18 protein-coding genes are annotated in these 19,001 nt (G+C 69.3%); 8 read left to right on the top strand and 10 right to left on the bottom strand.

Annotation, left to right across the window (positions count from 1 at the left end):
- The 3 genes from B0W88_RS19295 to B0W88_RS19305 all read left to right on the top strand — a co-directional run.
- A partial coding sequence (locus tag B0W88_RS19295; protein ID WP_077036259.1) for a JmjC domain-containing protein occupies positions 1-930 on the top strand: 930 nt, incomplete at its 5' end.
- A gap of 2 nt (positions 931-932) precedes the next feature.
- A complete protein-coding gene (locus B0W88_RS19300) occupies positions 933-1,433 on the top strand; it encodes a hypothetical protein (RefSeq protein ID WP_077036260.1) in 501 nt (166 codons plus the stop codon).
- A 156-nt stretch (positions 1,434-1,589) separates the two neighbouring features.
- The gene (locus tag B0W88_RS19305) at positions 1,590-1,784 is read left to right on the top strand and encodes a hypothetical protein (protein WP_077036261.1); all 195 of its coding nucleotides are present in this window, start codon (positions 1,590-1,592) and stop codon (positions 1,782-1,784) included.
- 220 nt (positions 1,785-2,004) lie between these two features.
- On the opposite strand, the gene B0W88_RS19310 is transcribed toward B0W88_RS19305, so the two are convergent.
- The 5 genes from B0W88_RS19310 to B0W88_RS19330 all read right to left on the bottom strand — a co-directional run bounded on the left by B0W88_RS19310 (position 2,005) and on the right by B0W88_RS19330 (position 6,980).
- A complete protein-coding gene (locus B0W88_RS19310; protein ID WP_077036262.1) occupies positions 2,005-2,784 on the bottom strand; it encodes an MBL fold metallo-hydrolase in 780 nt (259 codons plus the stop codon).
- A 77-nt stretch (positions 2,785-2,861) separates the two neighbouring features.
- Positions 2,862-4,085, bottom strand: a complete 1,224-nt coding sequence (gene bamC, locus B0W88_RS19315) for an outer membrane protein assembly factor BamC (protein ID WP_158080889.1) — start codon at positions 4,083-4,085, stop codon at positions 2,862-2,864.
- 65 nt (positions 4,086-4,150) lie between these two features.
- On the bottom strand, positions 4,151-5,032 hold the full coding sequence (dapA, locus tag B0W88_RS19320) for a 4-hydroxy-tetrahydrodipicolinate synthase (RefSeq protein WP_077036264.1): 882 nt from the start codon (positions 5,030-5,032) through the stop codon (positions 4,151-4,153).
- A 54-nt stretch (positions 5,033-5,086) separates the two neighbouring features.
- Positions 5,087-5,632 carry a bifunctional 2-polyprenyl-6-hydroxyphenol methylase/3-demethylubiquinol 3-O-methyltransferase UbiG gene (locus B0W88_RS19325; protein WP_233151772.1) on the bottom strand — a complete coding sequence of 182 codons (546 nt, stop codon included), beginning with the start codon at positions 5,630-5,632 and terminating at the stop codon, positions 5,087-5,089.
- 121 nt (positions 5,633-5,753) lie between these two features.
- On the bottom strand, positions 5,754-6,980 hold the full coding sequence (locus B0W88_RS19330; RefSeq protein ID WP_077036266.1) for an MFS transporter: 1,227 nt from the start codon (positions 6,978-6,980) through the stop codon (positions 5,754-5,756).
- Between the two features lie 132 nt (positions 6,981-7,112).
- Between B0W88_RS19330 and B0W88_RS19335 the strand changes: the two genes are divergently transcribed.
- On the top strand, positions 7,113-8,222 hold the full coding sequence (locus tag B0W88_RS19335; RefSeq protein ID WP_077036267.1) for an HDOD domain-containing protein: 1,110 nt from the start codon (positions 7,113-7,115) through the stop codon (positions 8,220-8,222).
- Here the strand turns inward: B0W88_RS19335 and B0W88_RS19340 are convergent.
- Entirely contained in the window at positions 8,219-9,661 is a 1,443-nt protein-coding gene (locus tag B0W88_RS19340; protein ID WP_077036268.1) for an amidohydrolase family protein, read from the bottom strand. The two genes, B0W88_RS19335 and B0W88_RS19340, sit on opposite strands and share 4 nt — an antisense overlap.
- Positions 9,662-9,959: 298 nt before the next feature.
- Here B0W88_RS19340 and B0W88_RS19345 point away from each other — a divergent pair, with 298 nt between their 5' ends.
- The 4 genes from B0W88_RS19345 to parC are packed head-to-tail and all read left to right on the top strand — an operon-like array spanning position 9,960 to position 15,502.
- On the top strand, positions 9,960-11,948 hold the full coding sequence (locus B0W88_RS19345) for a DNA topoisomerase IV subunit B (RefSeq protein ID WP_077036269.1): 1,989 nt from the start codon (positions 9,960-9,962) through the stop codon (positions 11,946-11,948).
- Positions 11,945-12,472, top strand: coding sequence for a GNAT family N-acetyltransferase (locus B0W88_RS19350; RefSeq protein WP_077036270.1), 528 nt, complete (start codon positions 11,945-11,947; stop codon positions 12,470-12,472). Before B0W88_RS19345 ends, B0W88_RS19350 begins: the two co-directional genes overlap by 4 nt.
- A complete protein-coding gene (locus B0W88_RS19355; protein WP_233151773.1) occupies positions 12,469-13,131 on the top strand; it encodes a lytic transglycosylase domain-containing protein in 663 nt (220 codons plus the stop codon). Before B0W88_RS19350 ends, B0W88_RS19355 begins: the two co-directional genes overlap by 4 nt.
- 25 nt (positions 13,132-13,156) lie before the next feature.
- Positions 13,157-15,502: a DNA topoisomerase IV subunit A gene (gene parC, locus B0W88_RS19360; protein ID WP_077036271.1), complete on the top strand. Its 2,346-nt coding sequence runs from the start codon at positions 13,157-13,159 to the stop codon at positions 15,500-15,502.
- 16 nt (positions 15,503-15,518) lie between these two features.
- Here the strand turns inward: parC and B0W88_RS19365 are convergent, their stop codons facing one another.
- The 4 genes from B0W88_RS19365 to B0W88_RS19380 form a co-directional block, all read right to left on the bottom strand.
- Positions 15,519-16,847: a TAXI family TRAP transporter solute-binding subunit gene (locus tag B0W88_RS19365; RefSeq protein ID WP_077036272.1), complete on the bottom strand. Its 1,329-nt coding sequence runs from the start codon at positions 16,845-16,847 to the stop codon at positions 15,519-15,521.
- An 18-nt stretch (positions 16,848-16,865) separates the two neighbouring features.
- Positions 16,866-17,333 carry a CYTH domain-containing protein gene (locus B0W88_RS19370; protein ID WP_077036273.1) on the bottom strand — a complete coding sequence of 156 codons (468 nt, stop codon included), beginning with the start codon at positions 17,331-17,333 and terminating at the stop codon, positions 16,866-16,868.
- Between the two features lie 28 nt (positions 17,334-17,361).
- Positions 17,362-17,835, bottom strand: coding sequence for a hypothetical protein (locus B0W88_RS19375; protein ID WP_077036274.1), 474 nt, complete (start codon positions 17,833-17,835; stop codon positions 17,362-17,364).
- A gap of 112 nt (positions 17,836-17,947) precedes the next feature.
- A complete protein-coding gene (locus B0W88_RS19380; protein WP_077036275.1) occupies positions 17,948-18,997 on the bottom strand; it encodes a quinone-dependent dihydroorotate dehydrogenase in 1,050 nt (349 codons plus the stop codon).
- Between the last annotated feature and the right edge of the window lie 4 nt (positions 18,998-19,001).

A 19,001-nucleotide genomic window follows, 5' to 3' on the forward strand; every position in this document is an offset into this window, starting at 1 on the left:
GCGCTGAAGCAAGGCCCGATCGCCAAGCTGCCGCCGTTCTCCAAGGCCGGCTGGACGCTGCTGGTCCAGGGACTGGACCTGCACCTGCAGGCGGCCCACGAGCTGCTCGCCAGGTTCCGCTTCGTGCCCGAGGCGCGGCTGGACGACCTGATGGTCTCCTACGCCAGCGACGGTGGCGGCGTCGGCCCGCACTTCGACTCCTACGACGTCTTCCTGATCCAGGCCCAGGGCCGGCGCCGCTGGCGCATCGGCGCGCAGAAGGATGCGCAACTGCGCGAGGACGTGCCGCTGAAGATCATCGCCAACTTCGAGCCGACCGAGGAATTCGTGCTGAAGGCGGGCGACATGCTCTACCTGCCGCCCGGCTGGGCCCATGACGGCGTGGCCGAGGGCGGGGACTGCGTGACCTGCTCGGTCGGTTTCCGCGCGCCCTGGCGGGCCGAGCTGGCACGTGAACTGCTGGTCCGCCTGATGGACGACGAGAGCCAGCCTTACGCCAACCGCATGTACGCCGACCCGAAACAAGCGGCCACAGTCAATCCGGGCTTGATCCCGCTTGATTTACAAAACTTTGCCCGTGATGCCGCGGAGCGTGCGCTGCGCGAGCCGCTGGCGCTGGAGCGCTCGCTCGGCGAGGCGCTGACGGAGCCGAAGCCGCAGGTGTGGTTCGAGCCTGGCGAGGCCCTGCCGCCGGGCGGCAGCGGTGTGCAGCTCGATCGTCGCAGCCGCATGATGTACGACCGCGCCCACGTCTTCATCAACGGCGAATCCTTCCGCGCCGGCGGCCGCGATGCGCGGCTGATGAAGGTGCTCGCCGATGAGCGGCGGCTGGCCGCGCGGCAGGTCGCGCAGCTCTCCGAAGGGGCCCGGGAGGTGCTCGACCAGTGGGCCGAGGACGGCTGGGTGCAACTCGACGGCGAGGGCGCCTGAGCATGGCCGCGGCGAGCGCCTTCGAAGGCCGTTCCTCCTATGAGGAGGCGCTGCGGCAGGGCCTGCTGGCCGCCTGCTCGACGGCGCGCGAGATGGCCTGGCTGGACGTGGACTTCGCGCCCTGGCCGCTGTCCGACACCGTGGTGCTGGATGCCCTGGCGGCTTGGGCTCGGCAACCCGGCCGGCGCCTGCGGATGCTGGCGCTGGACTATGAGGAACTGCGCCGCCGCCACCCCCGCTTCGTGCGCTGGCGCATGTTGTTCGACCATGTGACCGAGGCTCGGGCCGTCGAGCCGGAGGCGGCGGGCCGCAGTCCGTTCAGGGCGGCGTTGATGGCCCAGGGCGGCAGCGCCCCGCCGCTGACGATCCGTCTGCTCGATGACCAGCAGTGGCGTGGGGTGGCATCCGAATTGCCCCAGGACTCGATCCGGGTCCGCGAAACTTTTGATGCCCTGGCGCAACGGTCGACCCTGTCATTCCCTTCGACGACGTTTGGACTGTAAGAGCGCTCAAAAGGTCTGGCTATAATGGGAGGCTAGGCGAGGGAAGCGCTCGAGGTTTTCTTCGTCTTGTCTTTGCGAAGCCAGACAGCTTGCTGTGTGGCCTCAAAAATTACCGGTAATTTCTCGTTCATCGTCTACGAACATTTGAGGACAAGTATGAAAAAGTCGATCCTGCTGGCTTCCCTGGTTGCTGCTGTTGCCCTGGCCGCCTGCGGCAAGAAGGAAGAAGCTCCGGCTCCGGCGCCCGTCGCTGCCCCGGCTCCGGCCGCTTCGGAAGCCGCTTCGGCTCCCGCCATGGACGCTTCGGCTCCGGCCGCCGCTGACGCTGCCTCCGACGCCGCCAGCAAGTAATCAAATGCCGGGCTGAGGCCCGGTCATTGATTTGCCAAAGCCGCCTGGCTCCGCCCGGCGGCTTTCGCGTTTTTGTCGAGAATCTGGATCGGACGCGGGAGCGTGCCGGTTTGATACAAATCGTCCCGGCTCTGACTGCATACTGACCAAACACTGTCGGTGAACTATCTGCCTACTGACCGGTTACTGACCGGTTACTGACTGGATTTAGGGCGGTATCTCAACCCAGGGACAGCCAGTCCAAACCCAGCGCCTGATCGGCCACGGGTATATCGGCGGCGCTGCAGCCGAGTATCGGAGCCAGCGCGGCCGTGGCGAGCGCCGGCGTGTTGTTGCTGGCGCTCAGGTGCGCGGCCACCACATGGCGAAGGCGATCGTGCCGGCAGTGGGCCAGCAGTTCGGCAGCGCTGGTGTTGCTCAGGTGGCCATGCGTGCCCAGGATGCGGCGCTTGAGGCTGGCCGGGTAGCTGGAGCCGCGCAGCAGCTCCTCGTCGTGGTTGCACTCCAGCAGCAGGGCGTCGCAGCCCTGCAGCGCGGCGACGACGGCGGCGGTCAGCGAGCCGATGTCGGTGATCAGGCCCAGCCGGCGCGAGCCGTCGCCCACGCGCAATTGCAGCGGCTCCTCGGCATCGTGCGGCACGGCGAAGGGCTGCAGCAGCAGGTCGCCGAAGGCCTGCTCCTCGCCGCTGCGCAGCAGGTGCAGCAGGCTGGGGTCGAAGTCCTCGCGGCCGATCGCGCGCCAGGTGCCGCGGCTGGTGAATAGCGGGATGCGATGCCGGGCCGACAGCGCCAGCGCGCAGCCGGCGTGGTCGCCGTGCTCGTGGGTGATGAAGATCGCGTCGACCTCCTGCGGCTCGCAGCCGGCGCGGGCCAGGCGGCGTGTCGCTTCGCGCAGGCTGAAACCGCAGTCGACCAGCAGGCGCGTCTGCGTGATGCCCTGGCTCGCCTCGATCAGCGTGCCATTGCCGCCGCTGCCGCTGCCGAGGCTGCAAAAACGCATGGTGCTCATGGTCCAGTAAAAACGCCGCCGGCCCGTCGAGGGCTGCGGCGGCGTGCCGTGATGCTACGCGCTGAGGCTTAGCGGAGGTCGTCCATCAGCAGGTTCAGGATGTTCTTCGCCAGGTCGCCGGTCTGCTGCTGGCCCTTGCTATCCAGGATCGAGACGACGGTGGTGTTGCCCTGCGCCTTGACCGACACGCGGTAGCGGATCGGCTCGGCGGCGGACTTGCTGGTGAACAGGCGCTGGAAGAAGTTGGGCTCTTCCTCGCCGGCCTTGGACGGGTCGGCATAGCGCAGGAAGAACAGGCCCAGCGTGCGGTCGCGGTCCTCGATCGTGAAGCCGTGGCGGTCCAGCGACTGGCCGACGCGGCGCCAGGCGCGCTCGAAGGGCTCGTTGACCACCAGGTTGTCCGGCACTTCCGAGAGCGGGCGCGCCTTGCGGTTGTCGGGCAGCGTCGAGGCCGGGGTGGCGGCGCTGGTGATGGCGGTCGTGCCGGCGGCGCCCACGCTGCTGGCGCTGGCGTCCGGGCTGGCGGCGGCCAGCAGCTCGGGCTTGCCGCCCAGCTTGATCAGCAGGCGCGACAGCATCTCGGCCTCGCGCAGCGGATCGGAGGCGCGGTTCTGCCAGGCGGTCGAGTCGCGCTGCTGGTTGCTGTAGACCTCGCTCTGGCCGTGCTGGGCGATGAAGATGTCGGTGCCGCCCTGCTCGGTGCGCTCGACGCGGGCCGTGTACATCTCGCGCTCGCCGGAGGAGAACAGGTTCTCGAACACCTTGCCGATCGTGCGGCGCAGGAAGTCGTTGGGCAGCTTGGACTTGTCTTCCACCCAGTTGGTGTCCATCACGCCGACGGCGGCATCGCTGCGGGTGATCTCGAAGCCCTGTTCCTTCCAGAAGGCAGCGACCTGCGGCCACACCTGCTCGGGCAGTTGCGGGGTGTGCAGGTAGCGGGTGGTGCCGGCGCGCTCGATGCGAACCTCGCCGACCGAGGACACGGCCACGGCGCCCGACTGGGCTGCGGCGGATGCGGTCGGGCGGCTGCCACCCTGCTGCTTCTGTGCCTGCTGCGCTTCCAGCGCGGAGGCGCTGACGCTGCCGCCCTGGATCTGGGCGCGGCTGTCGCGGGCCAGTTGGGTCAGGTCCGGCGGGACTTCGAGGCCTTGGGTCTGGCGGGCGCTGGTCTTGTAGTCGACCTTGTCGGACGAGAACCAGCCTTCGATCGTGCTGCAGCCGGCCAGCGAGGCGACCATCATCAGGCAGGCCATGCGCACGGCGGAGGATTGAAGAACAGGGGTACGGGTCACGCTAGACATCTCCGGGGAAACGGGGTGCGGCGGACTGGACAAGGCCACCGCCGCGAAAGAGGGGATTAGAGCAGGCCGGCTTCACGCATGGCCTGCTCGACGCTGGCCTGGCCGGCGTCGGTGAGCGGCGTGATCGGCAGGCGCAGGCCGGCCTTGATCAGGCCGAGCCTGGCCATCGCCCACTTGGTGGGCGCGGGGCTCGGCTCGCAGAACAGCTGCTTGTGCAGCGAGAGCAGCTGGAAGTGGATCTTCGCGGCGTCCGCGGCCTTGCCGGCCAGCGCGGCCTTGCACAGCTCGCTCATCGCGCGCGGCGCCACGTTGGCGGTGACGCTGACGTTGCCATGGCCGCCCAGCAGCATCAGGGCCACGGCGGTGCCGTCGTCACCGGAGTAGATCGAGAAGCCCTTGGGGGCGTTCTTGACCAGCCAGGCGGCGCGCTCGATGTTGCCGGTGGCTTCCTTGACGCCGAACACGCCGCGCAGCGAGGCGCAGCGCAGGGTCGTCTCGGGTGCCATATCGGCGACCGTGCGGCCGGGCACGTTGTACAACATCATCGGGATGTCGACGGCCTCGGCGATCGCCTTGTAGTGCTGGTAGATGCCTTCCTGCGAAGGCTTGTTGTAGTAGGGCACGACCGACAGCGTGCAGTCGGCGCCGACCTGCTTGGCATAGCTGCTCAACTCGATCGCCTCGGCGGTGGAGTTGGCGCCGGTGCCGGCCATGATCGGGATGCGGCCCTTGGCGTGCTCGACGGCAGCGCGGATCACCTCGCGGTTCTCCTCCATGCTGACCGTCGGCGATTCGCCGGTGGTGCCGACGACGCAGACGCAGGCCGTGCCTTCGGCGATGTGCCAGTCGATCAGTTTGCGCAGCGCGGCGTAGTCGACGCTGCCATCTTCCTGCATCGGCGTCACCAGGGCGACGATGCTGCCAACAAGTCCGTTCATGGAGTGGTTTCCCAGTAATCCGCGGATTCTACTGAACGCCCGCGGGCCCTCCGCTCAGTCGAGCATGTAGCGCTGGTAAACACCGGTTTCGGCGGCGTCACGCACGGCGGCGATGCGCTGGACATAACGGCCTGTTTCGGCGGCGCCCTCAAAGCCGTCCTCGTAGCCGACGACACGCAGGCCGGCGCAGGCGCGCAGCAGTTCGCCGGGCTGCAGCAGGAAGTCCGGCCGGGCGGGGCGGCCGATGGTCTGGTGGCCGTCGGCGAAGGTCTCGTAGATCAGCCAGCCGCCCGGCGCGACCGCATCGACGATGTGCGGCAGCAGCGGACGCCAGAGGTAGTTCGTCACCAGCACCAGGTCGAAGGCCCGGCCTTCGAGGGGCCAGGGGCCGGCCTCGATGTCGGCCACGAGGATCTCGGCGAGCGACCGCAGCGGCGCGACCGCCGCTTCATCGCGGTCCACGCCGGTGACGCGCAGGCCCGCGGCCGCCAGATGCTTCAGGTGGCGGCCGGAGCCGCAGGCGAGGTCCAGCGCCGTCGCGCCTTCGCGAAGCGCCTGCGGCCAGCGCAGCAGCCAGGGAGAAGGAGAAAAAAAGCTCAAAAGCAGGCCCAGAGTTTTTGCGAGAGTTCCATCATCAGCGAAGGCTGGGCATAGGCGGCGAACACCAGGCCCAGCACGGCCGCGATCAGCAGGCCCAGCAGCGATCGCCTCATCAGGGGCTTCATGCCGGCACGGCCTCGCGCCGCTCGATCGCCGTTTCGCGCACCGGCAGGTTCACCAGCGCGGCCATCACGCCCAGCGCCACCGCCAGCCACCAGACGATGTCGTAGCTGCCGGTGGCGTCGTAGAGCTTGCCGCCCAGCCACACGCCGAGGAAGCTGCCGATCTGGTGGCTCAGGAACACGAAGCCGCCCAGCATGGACATGTGCTGCACGCCGAAGATCTGCGCCAGCACGGCGTTGGTGGGCGGCACGGTGGACAGCCACAGGAAGCCGATCACCGCGGCGAACACATACACCGACAGCGGGCTCAGTGGCACGCTCAGGAAGACGACGATGGCCACCGAGCGCAGCGCATAGATGCCGGACAGCAGGTAGCGCTTGGGCATGCGTTGGCCCAGGCTGCCGGCCGTGTAGGTGCCGAACACGTTGAACAGGCCGATCAGCGCCAGCGCATAGGTGGCGACCTGGGGCGAGAGGCCGTGGTCCTTCAGGTAGCTAGGCATGTGCACGCCGATGAACACCACCTGGAAGCCGCAGACGAAGTAGCCCGCCATCAGCAACTGGAAGCTGCGGTAGCCGAAGGCCTCGCGCAGCGCGCTGCCGATGCTCTGATGCCTGCCGTGCGCGCCGGCCTGCAGCGGCGGCTCGCGCAGGCCGAAGGCCAGCGGCGCGATGGCCAGCACTGCGGCCGCCAGCACGTACAGCGCGTTCTGCCAGCCGAGGTGGCCGATCAGCCAGTTCTCCACCGGCACCATCAGGAACTGGCCGAAGGAGCCGGCCGCGGCGGTCACGCCCATGGCCCAGGAGCGCCGGCTCGCATCGATGTTGCGACCGATGACGCCGTAGACCACCGCGTAGGTGGTGCCCGCCTGGGCCACGCCGGTCAGCACGCCGGCCATCGCCGTGAACAGCGCCGCATTGCTGGCGGACGCCATGCCCAGCAGCCCCAGCGCGTAGCACAGCGCACCGATCAGAAGCACGCGGAAGGCGCCCCAGCGGTCGGCCAGCATGCCCGCCAGCGGCCCGGCCAGGCCCCAGGACAGGTTCTGGATCGCGATGGCGAAGGAGAAGGCCTCGCGGGTCCAGCCGCGCTCCATCGTGATCGGCTGCAGCCACAGGCCGAAGCCATGGCGGATGCCCATCGAGGTGGTGACCACCAGCGCGCCGCACAGCAGCACCTGGAACATCGAGAGGCGGGGCGTCGTGGTGGTGGCGGGCGCGTTCATGGGCGGAATGTAACGAATTCATCAAAGCAGCGTTGTCGCCGAGGCACGCGCGCCCTTGACCGATGCCGCCGGAACTTACAGTTAGGACACACAACACGAGTCGGCGCCAGCCGATCAGAGAGGGTCGCATCGATGAACGAATTCGTCTGGCTTGGCGGCGCCGCCGTCGCGCTTGTCCTGGTCTACCTGCTGTTCCGCCGCTCGCGCACCGCCGAGGCGGACGATGGCCCGCCGGTCTCGATGCCGGTGCGGCTGCAGCCCGTGCCGCCGGCGCCTGCAGCCCCCGCGCCGGCGCCCATGGCCCCGCCGCCCGAACTGCTGGCCTTCGTGCCGGCGCGCGCCGACGCGCTCCCGCCGCAGCAGCGGCAGGAGATGTTCATGCTGTTCCGCCGTGTGCCGCGCCCGCCCAAGCTGATGCAGCAGCTGCTGTCGCCGGACTTCCTCAACACCGCCAGCTCCGCCCAGCTGGTCGACCTGATCGCCGCCGAGCCGCTGCTGGCCGCACGGCTGCTGGCGGTGGTCAACTCGCCGGCCTGCGGCCTCAGCCGACCGGCGCAGAGCATCGACCAGGCGGTGATGCTGCTGGGCGTCAACGCGGTGCGCGCGATCTGCCTGCAATACATGCTGCTGGCCTCCTTCGAGGGCGGCGACGGCGCCCGCGCGCAGCGCCTGGCGGCCACCTGGCAGGCCAGCGCCCTGGCCAGCGAGCTGGCCCAGCACCTGGCCCAGGCGCTGCACCTGGAATCGCCGGGGGCGACCGTCAGCGCGCTGGTCCTGTCCTTCCTCGGCCGGCTGGCGATCAAGGGCACCGTGACCGAGCAGCAGCTGGCGCAGATCCCGCGCGAAGGCTTCCTGGCCCGCTCGGCGGCCGAGCAGCGGCTGCTGGGCCTCACCGCCGCGGAGATCGGCCGGCTGCTGATGACCGAGTGGGGCCTGCCCGCCGAGGTGGTGGCCGATGCCGCCGGCGTGGACGACGTGCTGGGCCGCCCGGCCGACCCTTCATGGCCTGAAGCCGACGGCCGGCAGGCGCTGTGCTACTTCTGCGCCCGGGTTGGCGAACGGCTGGCGGATGGCAGGCCCTTCGAGGGGCTCGAACAGGTGATGGACGAGGCGCCGGTGGACTTCTTCCGCTTCCGCGCCTATCTGGCCCACCCCTGGCTGCGCAACCTCGGCACGGCGCTGGCCGATCCGGCGCTGGCGGAGAAGCTGCTGCGCATGCGCGCGAGCCTGCAGCTCGGCTAGGACTTTCGCTGAGCCTTGGCGGCGGGCTTCCTTGTCGTCGCCCCCGCCGGCTTGCTAGCGCCGGCCTTGCCCTTCGCGCCCTTGCCGGACTTGGCGCCCTTCTTGCCGCCGGCCTTGCCCTTCTTGATGTCGTCGCTGGACTCGGTGGCCGCCGCGTTGGTCTCGGCCACGTCGTCCACCTGGGTCAGGATGCGGCCCTGCTTGACGCGGAACATCGGCGAGGCCGCGGCCTTGATGTCCTGCAGCGGGTCGCTGGCCAGCAGCAGGAAGCTGGCCTCGCAGCCGGGCTCGAAGCAGCCGATCTGGCGCTTCGGGAACAGCGCGCGCGGCGTGTCCATCGTCGCCATCTTCAGCAGCTCGGCGTTGCTGAAGGCGCCGGTGCCGGCGAGCTGGGCCAGCTCCAGCTGCGAGGTGCCGGTGAAGACGTCCGAGCCCAGCAGCAGCGTCACGCCGGCGGTCTTCAGCGTCTGCAGGTTGCGCAGCTGCAGCTGGCGCAGCATCTCGGCCTGCTCGGGCGCGGCCTTGAACAGCGCGCCGGCGATGGTGGCGGTGGTCACCGTGGTCTTCTGGCGGGCCGCCTGGGCCGCGCTCTCCGCGCTGATGACGTAACGCTCGGGCCCGTCGCCATGGTGGTTGAAGTAGCCGGGCAGGTGGGCGATGTTGTCGACGCCCGCCTTGACGGCGGCATCGAAGTCGCCGGCGCTGTCCACGTTGGCGCTGACCTTCAGCCCCGCCTGGTGCGCGTGCTGGACGATGGCCGCGGCGGTCTCCGCGTCGAGGCCCAGGCGGCCCTTCATCTCGGGCTTGCCCCGCAGTTCCGGCTTGTCGCTGTAGCTCAGGGTCAGGCGGATGAAGTCGGGCTTGCGTGAGGCGACCAGCTTCCACTTGGCGTCCACGTCGGCCGGCTTGTCCATGATGATCACCGCCTTGTCGGCGATATCGGCGAGCCTGGGCTTGTTCGGGGCGGCCAGCAGGGCGGCCAGTGGCTGGCCGTCGCCGGAGGTGATGCAGGCGCTGGCGAAGACCACGTCGGGGCTGTCCTCGGTGTTCAGCTTCGGGCGCACGGCGGCTAGATCGGCCGGGTCGGCGCACAGCATCGCGGCGTAGAGCACGCCGTCCTGCAGATAGCGCTGCTCGTAGTGCTCCACGCCCCAGTCGGTCTGCAGGTTGTAGTTGTGGGCCTCGCCCAGCGGCGGGATCATGAACTGGTTCTTCAGGTCCATGCGGCGGTTCACGCGGGCCGGCTTCTTGTCGGTGAACTTGCCGTTGACCACGTAGAGCGCGCCCTTCCTGAAGCCCTGGCCGTCGAACCACTGGGCGTTGACGAGGGCGAAGCTCAGCTGCGCGCTGGCCTTGAAGGGTTCGGTCTGGGCGTGGACGGCGCCGCTGAAAATGGCAGTTATGAGAGGGGCGAGGAGAGGGAAAAGACTGCGGCGCATAAGGTCGACATGCTAACGAACCCAGGAGGCTCTCGGGCTTGGGCATGGCACCGCGCCGCTGCCTGAGGCTGCCAGGCAAGGCGCGGGCGAGGCCGTGTGGCGGGCCACACCACGAGCCCGCAACGCGGCTTGGCAGCCTCAGGCAGCGGCCCGAAGGGTTGCGCTAGACAGGGCGCAGGCCGCGTTGCCAATGCTCGCTGGACATGGGTCCAGCTTGCGCTCGGCGCCTTGCCTGCGCCCTGTCTAGCACAACGCGGTGCCATGCCCAAGCCCGAGAGCCTCCTAGAATCCCGCCCCTATGGCTACGACGAACAAGGGCAATACGTCCCCCGCCTCCTACGGTGAGGCCTCCATCCGCGTGCTGAAGGGGCTGGAGCCCGTCAAGCAGCGGCCGGGCATGTACACGCGCACCGAGAACCCGCTGCACTGCATCCAGGAAGTCATCGACAACGCGGCCGACGAGGCGCTGGCCGGCTTCGGCAAGCGCATCGACCTGATCCAGCATGCCGACGGCTCGGTCAGCATCGCCGACGACGGCCGCGGCATCCCCTACGGCCTGCACCCGGAGGAAGGCGTCTCGGTGATCGAGATCGTCTACACGCGGCTGCACGCCGGCGGCAAGTTCGACAAGGGCTCGGGAGGTGCCTACAGCTTCTCCGGCGGCCTGCACGGCGTCGGCGTGTCGGTGACCAACGCGCTGGCCAAGCGGCTGGAGGTGACCGTCTGGCGCGACAAGCAGGTGGCGACGATCGCCTTCGAGCACGGGGACGTCGTCGAGGCCGTGGCCGTGCGTCCCGCGGGCAGCGGCGACCGCAAGCAGGGCACGACCGTGCGCGTCTGGCCCGACGCCAAGTATTTCGAGAGCGCGGACCTGCCGAAGAACGAGCTGGTCCACCTGCTGCGCTCCAAGGCGGTGCTGATGCCCGGCGTCATCGTCACGCTGAAGAACGAGAAGACGGGCGACACCCAGACCTGGTCCTACAAGGGCGGCCTGCGCGACTACCTGATGCAGACCCTGGTGGCCGACCCGCTGATCCCGCTGTACGAGGGCGAGCAGTACGCCAGCAAGTCCGAGACCGAGAACTTCGCCGAAGGCGAGGGCGCGGCCTGGTGCGTGGCCTTCACCGAGGAAGGCACCGTCATGCGGGAGAGTTATGTCAACCTGATCCCGACGGTGGCCGGCGGCACCCACGAGTCCGGCCTGAAGGACGGCCTGTTCGGCGCGATCAAGGGCTTCATCGAGATGCACTCGCTGCTGCCCAAGGGCGTGAAGCTGATGCCGGACGACGTGTTCTCGCGCGCCTCCTTCGTGCTCAGCGCGAAGGTGCTGGACCCGCAGTTCCAGGGGCAGACCAAGGAGCGGCTGAATTCCCGCGACGCGCTGCGCCTGGTCTCCACCTACGTGAAGCCCGGCCTGGAGCTGTGGCTGAACCAGCACGTCGAGTTCGGCAAGAAGCTGGCCGAGCTGGTGATCAAGCAGGCGCAGACCCGCCAGCGTGCGGCCCAGAAGGTCGAGAAGCGCAAGGGGTCAGGTGTTGCCGTGCTGCCCGGCAAGCTGACCGACTGCGAGAGCCGCGACCTGACTTTGAATGAAGTCTTCCTGGTCGAGGGCGACTCCGCCGGCGGCTCCGCCAAGATGGGCCGCGACAAGGAGACGCAGGCCGTGCTGCCGCTGCGCGGCAAGGTGCTGAACACCTGGGAGGTCGAGCGCGACCGCCTGTTCGCCAACAACGAGATCCACGACATCTCGGTGGCCCTGGGCGTGGATCCGCACGGCAAGAACGACACGCCGGACCTGTCCGGCCTGCGCTACGGCAAGGTCTGCATCCTGTCCGATGCCGACGTGGACGGCTCGCACATCCAGGTGCTGCTGCTGACGCTGTTCTTCCGCCATTTCCCCAAGCTGGTCGAGGCCGGCCATGTCTATATCGCCCGCCCGCCGCTGTACCGCGTGGACGCGCCGGCGCGCGGCAAGAAGCCCGCGGCCAAGATCTACGCGCTGGACGACGGCGAGCTGACCGCCACGCTGGACAAGCTGCGCAAGGAAGGCGCCCGCGAGGGCTCGTGGAGCATCAGTCGCTTCAAGGGCCTGGGCGAGATGAGCGCCGAGCAGCTGTGGGACACGACGCTGAACCCCGAGACGCGCCGCCTCTCGCCGATCACCTACGGCCTGCTGGACCTGGAGGCCACCGAGGTGTCCATCAACAAGCTGATGGGCAAGGGCGAGGCCTCCTCGCGGCGCGAGCTGATGGAGATCCACGGCGACTCGGTCGAAGTGGACGTATGAAGCCGCTGGTGACGTTGCGTCCGACGATGCTGTCCGACCTCGACTATGTCGTGTCGGTCGAGCAGGACGCGGCCAACCTGCCTTTCATCACGCCCTGGGAGCGCACCCAGCACGAAGGCGCCGTGCGCTTCCCCGATTCGCGCCACTTCATCGTGGAGGCGGAGGACCGGGCGGCCGGCTTCGTCATCCTGCAGGGCTGCCGCAACCCGCATCGCTCCATCGAGCTGAAGCGCCTGGTGCTGGGGCCGGACAAGGGCCGTGGCTACGGCCGCGCCTGCGTGCGGCTGTTGAAGAAGATGGCCTTCGAGCAACTCGGCGCGCACCGCTTCTGGCTGGACGTGAAGGCGCTCAACGCACGGGCGCTGAAGCTCTATGCGGGCGAGGGTTTCGTCGAGGAAGGGCGGCTGCGCGAGAGCGTGCGGCTCTCCGGCGCCGGCGCCGACGGCTACGACAGCCTGGTGGTGATGTCCATGCTCGACCGCGAATACCAGGCCCGCGTGGCGCTCGGGGTGGAGGCGGCATGAGGCGCCTGCTGGCCGGTCTGTCGATGCTGTGCGCCGCCGCCGCGGCGCACGCCGAACTATGGGGTTATGTCGACGGACAGGGCGTGGCCCACCTCGCCCATGCCCCGCTGGACGGCAACTACAGCCTGATCCTCGGCACCCCCGAGGCGAGCTTCGGCCGCGTCCCCGGCAAGCTTGACGGCAGCCAGCACCTGCTGACCTGGCTGGAGATCGCGCCCGAGGTCAAGGCCATCCAGCCCTTCCTGCGCCAGGCCGCCGCCCGCCATGGCGTGGACATGGAGCTGCTGAAGGCGGTGATCGCCGTCGAGTCCGGCTACAAGCGCGACGCCGTGTCGCCGCGCGGCGCGCAGGGCCTGATGCAGATCACGCCCGAGACCGCGGCCCGCTACGCCTCGCCCGCCGACGCCCAGCGCATGCTGGACCCGCGCACCAATGTGCTGACCGGCGCCCGCATGCTGGCCGACCTGATCCGCCGCTTCGGCCGCATCGACGCGGCGCTGGCCGCCTGGAATGCCGGCGAGGGCGCGGTGCGCAAGGCCGGCAACCGCATGCCGGACATCGACGAGACCCGGGCCCATGTGCACCTGGTGCTCGAACTCTACTGGGCGCTGCTGCAGCGCAGCCTGCCTGCGCAGGCGCAGCAGCTCCAATTGCATTGAAGAACCTGATTCCTAACGTTGTTACATGACTGACCAAGCCGATCTCTTCGCCGCTCCTCCGCCACCGCCGCCGCCCCCATCGGGCAACGACGACGCGCTGACGCTCGCCCACTACGCCGAGCGCGCCTATCTCGAATACGCGCTGTCGGTCGTCAAGGGCCGCGCGCTGCCCGACGTGACCGACGGCCAGAAGCCTGTCCAGCGCCGCATCCTCTACGCGATGGAGCGCATGGGCCTGGCCTTCTCGGGCACCTCCGGCGCCAAGCCGGTCAAGGGCGCCCGCGTCGTCGGCGACGTGCTGGGCCGCTTCCACCCGCACGGCGACCAGTCGGTCTACGACGCGCTGGTGCGCATGGCTCAGGACTTCTCGCAGCGCTACCCGCTGATCGACGGCCAGGGCAACTTCGGTTCGCGCGACGGCGACGGTGCTGCAGCGATGCGATACACCGAAGCGCGCCTCGCGCCGATCGCGCGGCTGCTGCTGGACGAGATCGACGAAGGCACGGTCGATTTCCAGCCCAACTACGACGGCTCCACCGAGGAGCCGAAGAACCTGCCCGCGCGGCTGCCCTTCGTGCTGCTCAACGGCGCCAGCGGCATCGCCGTGGGCCTGGCCACCGAGGTGCCCAGCCACAACCTGAAGGAAGTGGCCGCCGCCGCGGTGGCGCTGCTGAAGAACGAGAAGCTGTCCGACGACGAGCTGTTCGCGCACCTGCCCGGCCCCGACTTCCCCGGCGGCGGCCAGCTGATCAGCTCGGCCGAGGACATCCGCGCCGCCTACACCTCCGGCCGCGGCAGCCTCAAGCTGCGCGCCCGCTGGAAGATCGAGGACCTCGCCCGCGGCCAGTGGCAGTTGGTCGTGACTGAATTGCCGCACGGCACCAGCACGCAGAAGGTGCTGGAGGAGATCGAGGAGCTGGTCAACCCGAAGGTCAAGACCGGCAAGAAGGCGCTGACCCAGGAGCAGCTGCAGCTCAAGGCCAGCACGCTGGCGGTGCTGGACGTGGCGCGCGACGAGTCGAACAAGGACGCGCCGGTGCGCCTGGTGTTCGAGCCCAAGAGCCGCACGGTCGAGCAGCAGGACCTGATCACGACGCTGCTGGCCCACACCAGCCTGGAGACCTCCGCCTCGGTCAACCTGACGATGATCGGCCTGGACGGCCGGCCCACGCAGAAGAGCGTGCGCCAGATCCTCGTCGAGTGGCTGGCCTTCCGCCAGGCGACCGTGCAGCGGCGCACCCAGCACCGGCTGGACAAGGTGCTGGATCGCATCCACGTGCTGGAAGGCCGGCAGCTGGTGCTGCTGAACATCGACGAGGTGATCCGCATCATCCGCAACGCGGACGAGCCCAAGCCCGCGCTGATCGATCGCTTCAAGCTCAGCGACCGCCAGGCCGAAGACATCCTCGAGATCCGCCTGCGCCAGCTCGCGCGGCTGGAGGCGATCAAGATCGAGCAGGAACTCGCCAAGCTGCGCGAGGAGAAGGCCAAGCTGGAAGACATCCTGGCCAACCCCGGCGTGCTCAAGCGCACCGTGGTCAAGGAGATCGAGGCCGATGCCAAGCAGTACGGCGACGAGCGCCGCACGCTGATCCAGGAGGAGAAGCGCGCGGTGGCCGAGGTACGCATCGTTGACGAGCCGGTGACCGTGGTCGTCTCGATGAAGGGCTGGGTGCGGGCGCTGAAGGGCCACGAGGTGGACCCGGCCGCACTGGCCTTCAAGAGCGGGGACCAGCTCTATGGCGTGTTCCCCTGCCGCAGCGTGGACCCGCTGATCGTGTTCGGCAGCAATGGCCGCGTCTATTCGGTGCCGGTGTCGGCGCTGCCCGGCGGGCGCGGCGACGGCCAGCCGATCACCTCGCTGATCGAGCTGGAGAGCGGCACGCAGATCGCGCACTACCTGGCCGCGGCACCGGCCCAGCGCATGGTGCTGGCCGGCACTGGCGGCTTCGGCCTGATCGCGCAGACCGGCGACCTGGTCGCCAGCAAGAAGGCCGGCAGGACCTTCCTGACGCTGGAGGGCGAGGAGAAGCCGCTGCCGCCGGCGCTGCTGCCTGCCGGCGAAGTGGCGGGCGTGCAGCTCGCCTGCCTCGCGCTGGAAGGCCGGCTGCTGACCTACGCCATCGACGAGCTGAAGCACCAGCCCAAGGGCGGCCGAGGCCTCACGCTGATCGACCTGGACGCCAAGGACGCGCTGGTCAGCGTCGCCGCCTTCACGCAGCAGCTGCTGGTGCAGGGCAGCGGCCGCGGCGGCAAGGCCAAGGAGGAGCTGCTGAAGGGCGTCGGCCTCGCTGCCTACGCCGGTAAGCGCGCCCGCAAGGGCAAGGCGGTCGAGGGCATGCAGAAGGTGATGCGCGTGCTGGCGCCCTGATCGATCGCGCGGCTCATCAGGTCCTGGCCGTCGTCTCGCGCGCCAGGATGCTCTTGCGCGCCGCGTGGATATTGTTCCGCAGCGCATACAGCTCGTCCGCATAGCTCAGCGGCACCGCCACGCGGTTGACCCGCTCGTCCAGCTGGTCGAGCCGCTTGTGGGCGCTTTCGGCCGATTCCTCGCCACTCTCCACCCGCTCCTCGACCTCGCGCAGCAGCGCATACCAGCGGAACACGCGGCGGCGCACGCGCCACTGGTACAGCGGCGGGATCACCCGCGACAGCGGCAGCAGCACCAGTAGCAGGCCGCCGATCAGCAGGCCCATGCGCTGCAGCAGGTTGGCCAGCCAGAAGGGCAGCCAGCGCTTGTAGAAGGGCGGCTGGCCGTTGATCGCCTGGTCGCCCTCCGGGCTCACCGGCAGCTCGCTGGTGCGGGTGTTGGGGAAGTCGCGGGCGCGGTTGAACCAGCCGACCTCGCCGTGCAGCTTCACCGCCGCATCGGCGAACAGCTCGCGCAGCGCCGGGTGCACGTCTTCCCGCGACAGCAGCGAGGTGGTCAGCGCCACCATCGAGACGTCCTGCGGCGGCAGGTCGGCGGCCAGGTCGGCCACGCCGCGCGGCAAGGTGACGCCGGAGAAGAAGCCGAAGCGGCGGGTGTAGGCGTCCGCCTGCGTCAGGTCCGCCAGCGCGATGTCCGGCGCGCGCAGCAGCCGGTGCACGAAGCGCGACTGCGCGGCCTGGGCCAGCACGATGGCGTCGAGCCGGCCCGCCAGCAGGGCCTCGGTCGCAGCCTCGGGCGCCAGGTGCTCCAGGTGCAGTTGCGAAGGCTCCAGCCGGTTGGCCTTGAACAGCCGCTCCATCAGCACCGGCACGCCGCTGCCGGCCGTGTCCACGTTCAGGCGCAGCGGGCCCAGCTGGGGCAGGGCGGAGATCGGCTTGCCCTTGGGCGGCTTGCGGTAGAAGACCCACAGCGGCTCGTAGAACAGCGAGCCCAGCGAGAGCAGCGCGTCCTCGTCGGTGTATTCGTCGGTGCCGCCGCGCACGAAGGCCAGGTCGGCCTTGTCCTCGCGCAGCAGCTGCAGGTTCTCGGCCGAGCCGGCGGTGGCGACCAGCTTCACCTCGATGCCCTTGGCCTTCAGCAGTTCGGCATAGCGCCGGCCGAACAGCTCGTAGCTGGAGCCTTCGGGCCCGGTGGCCAGGCGCACGGTCCTGGGCGGCTGCGGGTCGATCCACCAGTAGGCACCGATCAGCAGCGCAGCGACGAGGAAGAACAGCGGCCCGATCGAGGCCAGCAGGTCGCGCAGCTGCTGGGCGGCGGAGGCGAAGGTGCGGGGCATGCGGTCCATGCTAGCCAAGTCGGCGCCTCACCAGCTCTTGAACGGGCGGCTCGCGAGGCTGGAGTTGAAGTAGCGCGGATCGTCGGTCACTTCGGCGCCGGCCCAGGCCGGCCTGTCGAAGGCCTGGTCCTCGGAGGCCAGCTCCACCTCGGCGACGACGAGGCCCTCGTTCTCGCCGAAGAACTCGTCCACTTCCCACACCAGGCCGCCGAACTCGATGCGCCAGCGGTTCTTGTCGATGCAGGGCCCGTCGCTGAGCGCGAGCAGCTGCTGTGCATCGTCCAGCGGGATCGGGTACTCGAATTCGGCCCGGCTGGCGCCCTTCGATTCACCCTTGATCGTCAGCCAGGCCTCGCCGCCGGCGATGCGCACGCGCACGGTGCGCTGCTTGTCGCGGTTGAGGTAGCCCTGGCTGAGGCGGGTCGGGGTCAGGTCTTGCTGCTGTTTCCAGGCCTCGCCGACGACGAGAAACTTGCGTTCGATTTCGATACCCATCGGCGGCGGGACTCCTGTTCAGAAAAACTCAGCGATGACTTTCGACTTCGCGGATCGCTCGTTCCGTGGCATGGAGCGCGCGTTCCAGATGTCGCAGCGCGCGCAGCTGCGCGCCGCGTGCATTGCGATTGTCTTCCTCCTCCGACAGATCCTGCTTGGCCTTCTGCAGCAACTGCTCGGCCTGGTGCAGTCGGCCCGGGCGGTCCAGGTGCGCGTCTTCGGCCGGATGCATGCCAAGGTCCTTGGCGTCGGTGGCGGCGGCCTTGCGCACTTCGTCGATCGTGGCGTCGATCGCGATGACGGCCTCGTTCTCGCTGGCGCCCACCGCCGGGTCGCCGGGGCGATGCTTCAGGTTCCAGCGGGCATCCTGCAGATCGGTCAGCGCGTGCAGGTAGCCGGGATGGTGTCCCGGGGTGTCGGCATGGGCGGCCAGCGGCAGCAGGGCGGCGGCCAGCAGGGCGCCGGCGGCGCAGGCTTGCAGCTTGTGGGTGATCGTCTTCATGGGCGTGCTCCTTGGGTTCGAGAGGGTGGAGGGACCCGGCAAAGCCGGTGCCTGCCCTAGCGAACGCCGGCCGGCGCACCGCAGTTGACGGACCTAACGTCCGGTTTCAACGTCAGGAATTGTGCTTGCGCGCCATCGCGGCCGCGCACTCGCGCACCAGCGCCGGGCCCTGGTAGATCAGCCCGGTGTAGACCTGCACCAGGTCGGCGCCGGCCGCCAGCTTGGCGCGGGCGTCCTCCCCGCTGAACACGCCGCCGACGCCGATGATCGGATAGGCCGCGCCCAGCTCCGAGCGCAGCAGGCTGATGACCCGGTTGCTGGCCTCGAATACCGGCTTGCCTGACAGGCCGCCGGCTTCCTCCGCATGGGCCAGGCCCTTCACGGCCTCGCGCGAGATCGTGGTGTTGGTGGCGATCACCCCGTCGATGCCATTGGCCTTGAGCGTGCGGGCGATGACGGCGACTTGCGCCTCGTCCAGGTCCGGTGCGATCTTGACGAACATCGGCACGCGGCGCCTGTGCTCGACGGCCAGCGCCAGCTTGCGCTGCTGCAGGCGCGAGAGCAGGGCGTCCAGCGCCTCGTCGCTCTGCAGCGCGCGCAGGTTCTTGGTGTTGGGGCTGGAGATGTTGACGGTGACGTAGTCGGCGTGGGGGAACACGCCCTCCAGGCCGATCAGGTAGTCGTCCACCGCGTTCTCGATCGGCGTGGCGGCGTTCTTGCCGATGTTCAGGCCCACCAGGCCGCCGGCCTTGCGGAAGCTGGTGGCGCGCTTGACGTTGGCCAGGAAGGCCGGCAGGCCCTCGTTGTTGAAGCCCAGGCGGTTGATCAGCGCATTCGCCTCGGGCAGGCGGAACATGCGCGGCTTGTCGTTGCCGGGCTGGCCCTTGGGCGTCACCGTGCCCACCTCGATGAAGCCGAAGCCCATGGCGCCCAGGCCGTCGATGCAGCGGCCGTTCTTGTCCAGGCCGGCGGCCAGGCCGATGCGGTTGGGAAACTTCAGTTCGGCGACGGTGACCGGGTCGCTGACGCGCTGCTGCGACCACAGGCACTGCGCCGGCGTGTTCTGCAGCCGGGCGATCGAGTTCAGCGTCAGCTCGTGGGCGTGCTCGGGGTCCAGGCCGAACAGGAAGGGGCGGGTGAGGGCGTAGGGGATCAGCGGCATAACC

It is taken from the genome of Pelomonas sp. KK5, from assembly GCF_001984095.1.
Lineage (GTDB): Bacteria > Pseudomonadota > Gammaproteobacteria > Burkholderiales > Burkholderiaceae_C > KK5.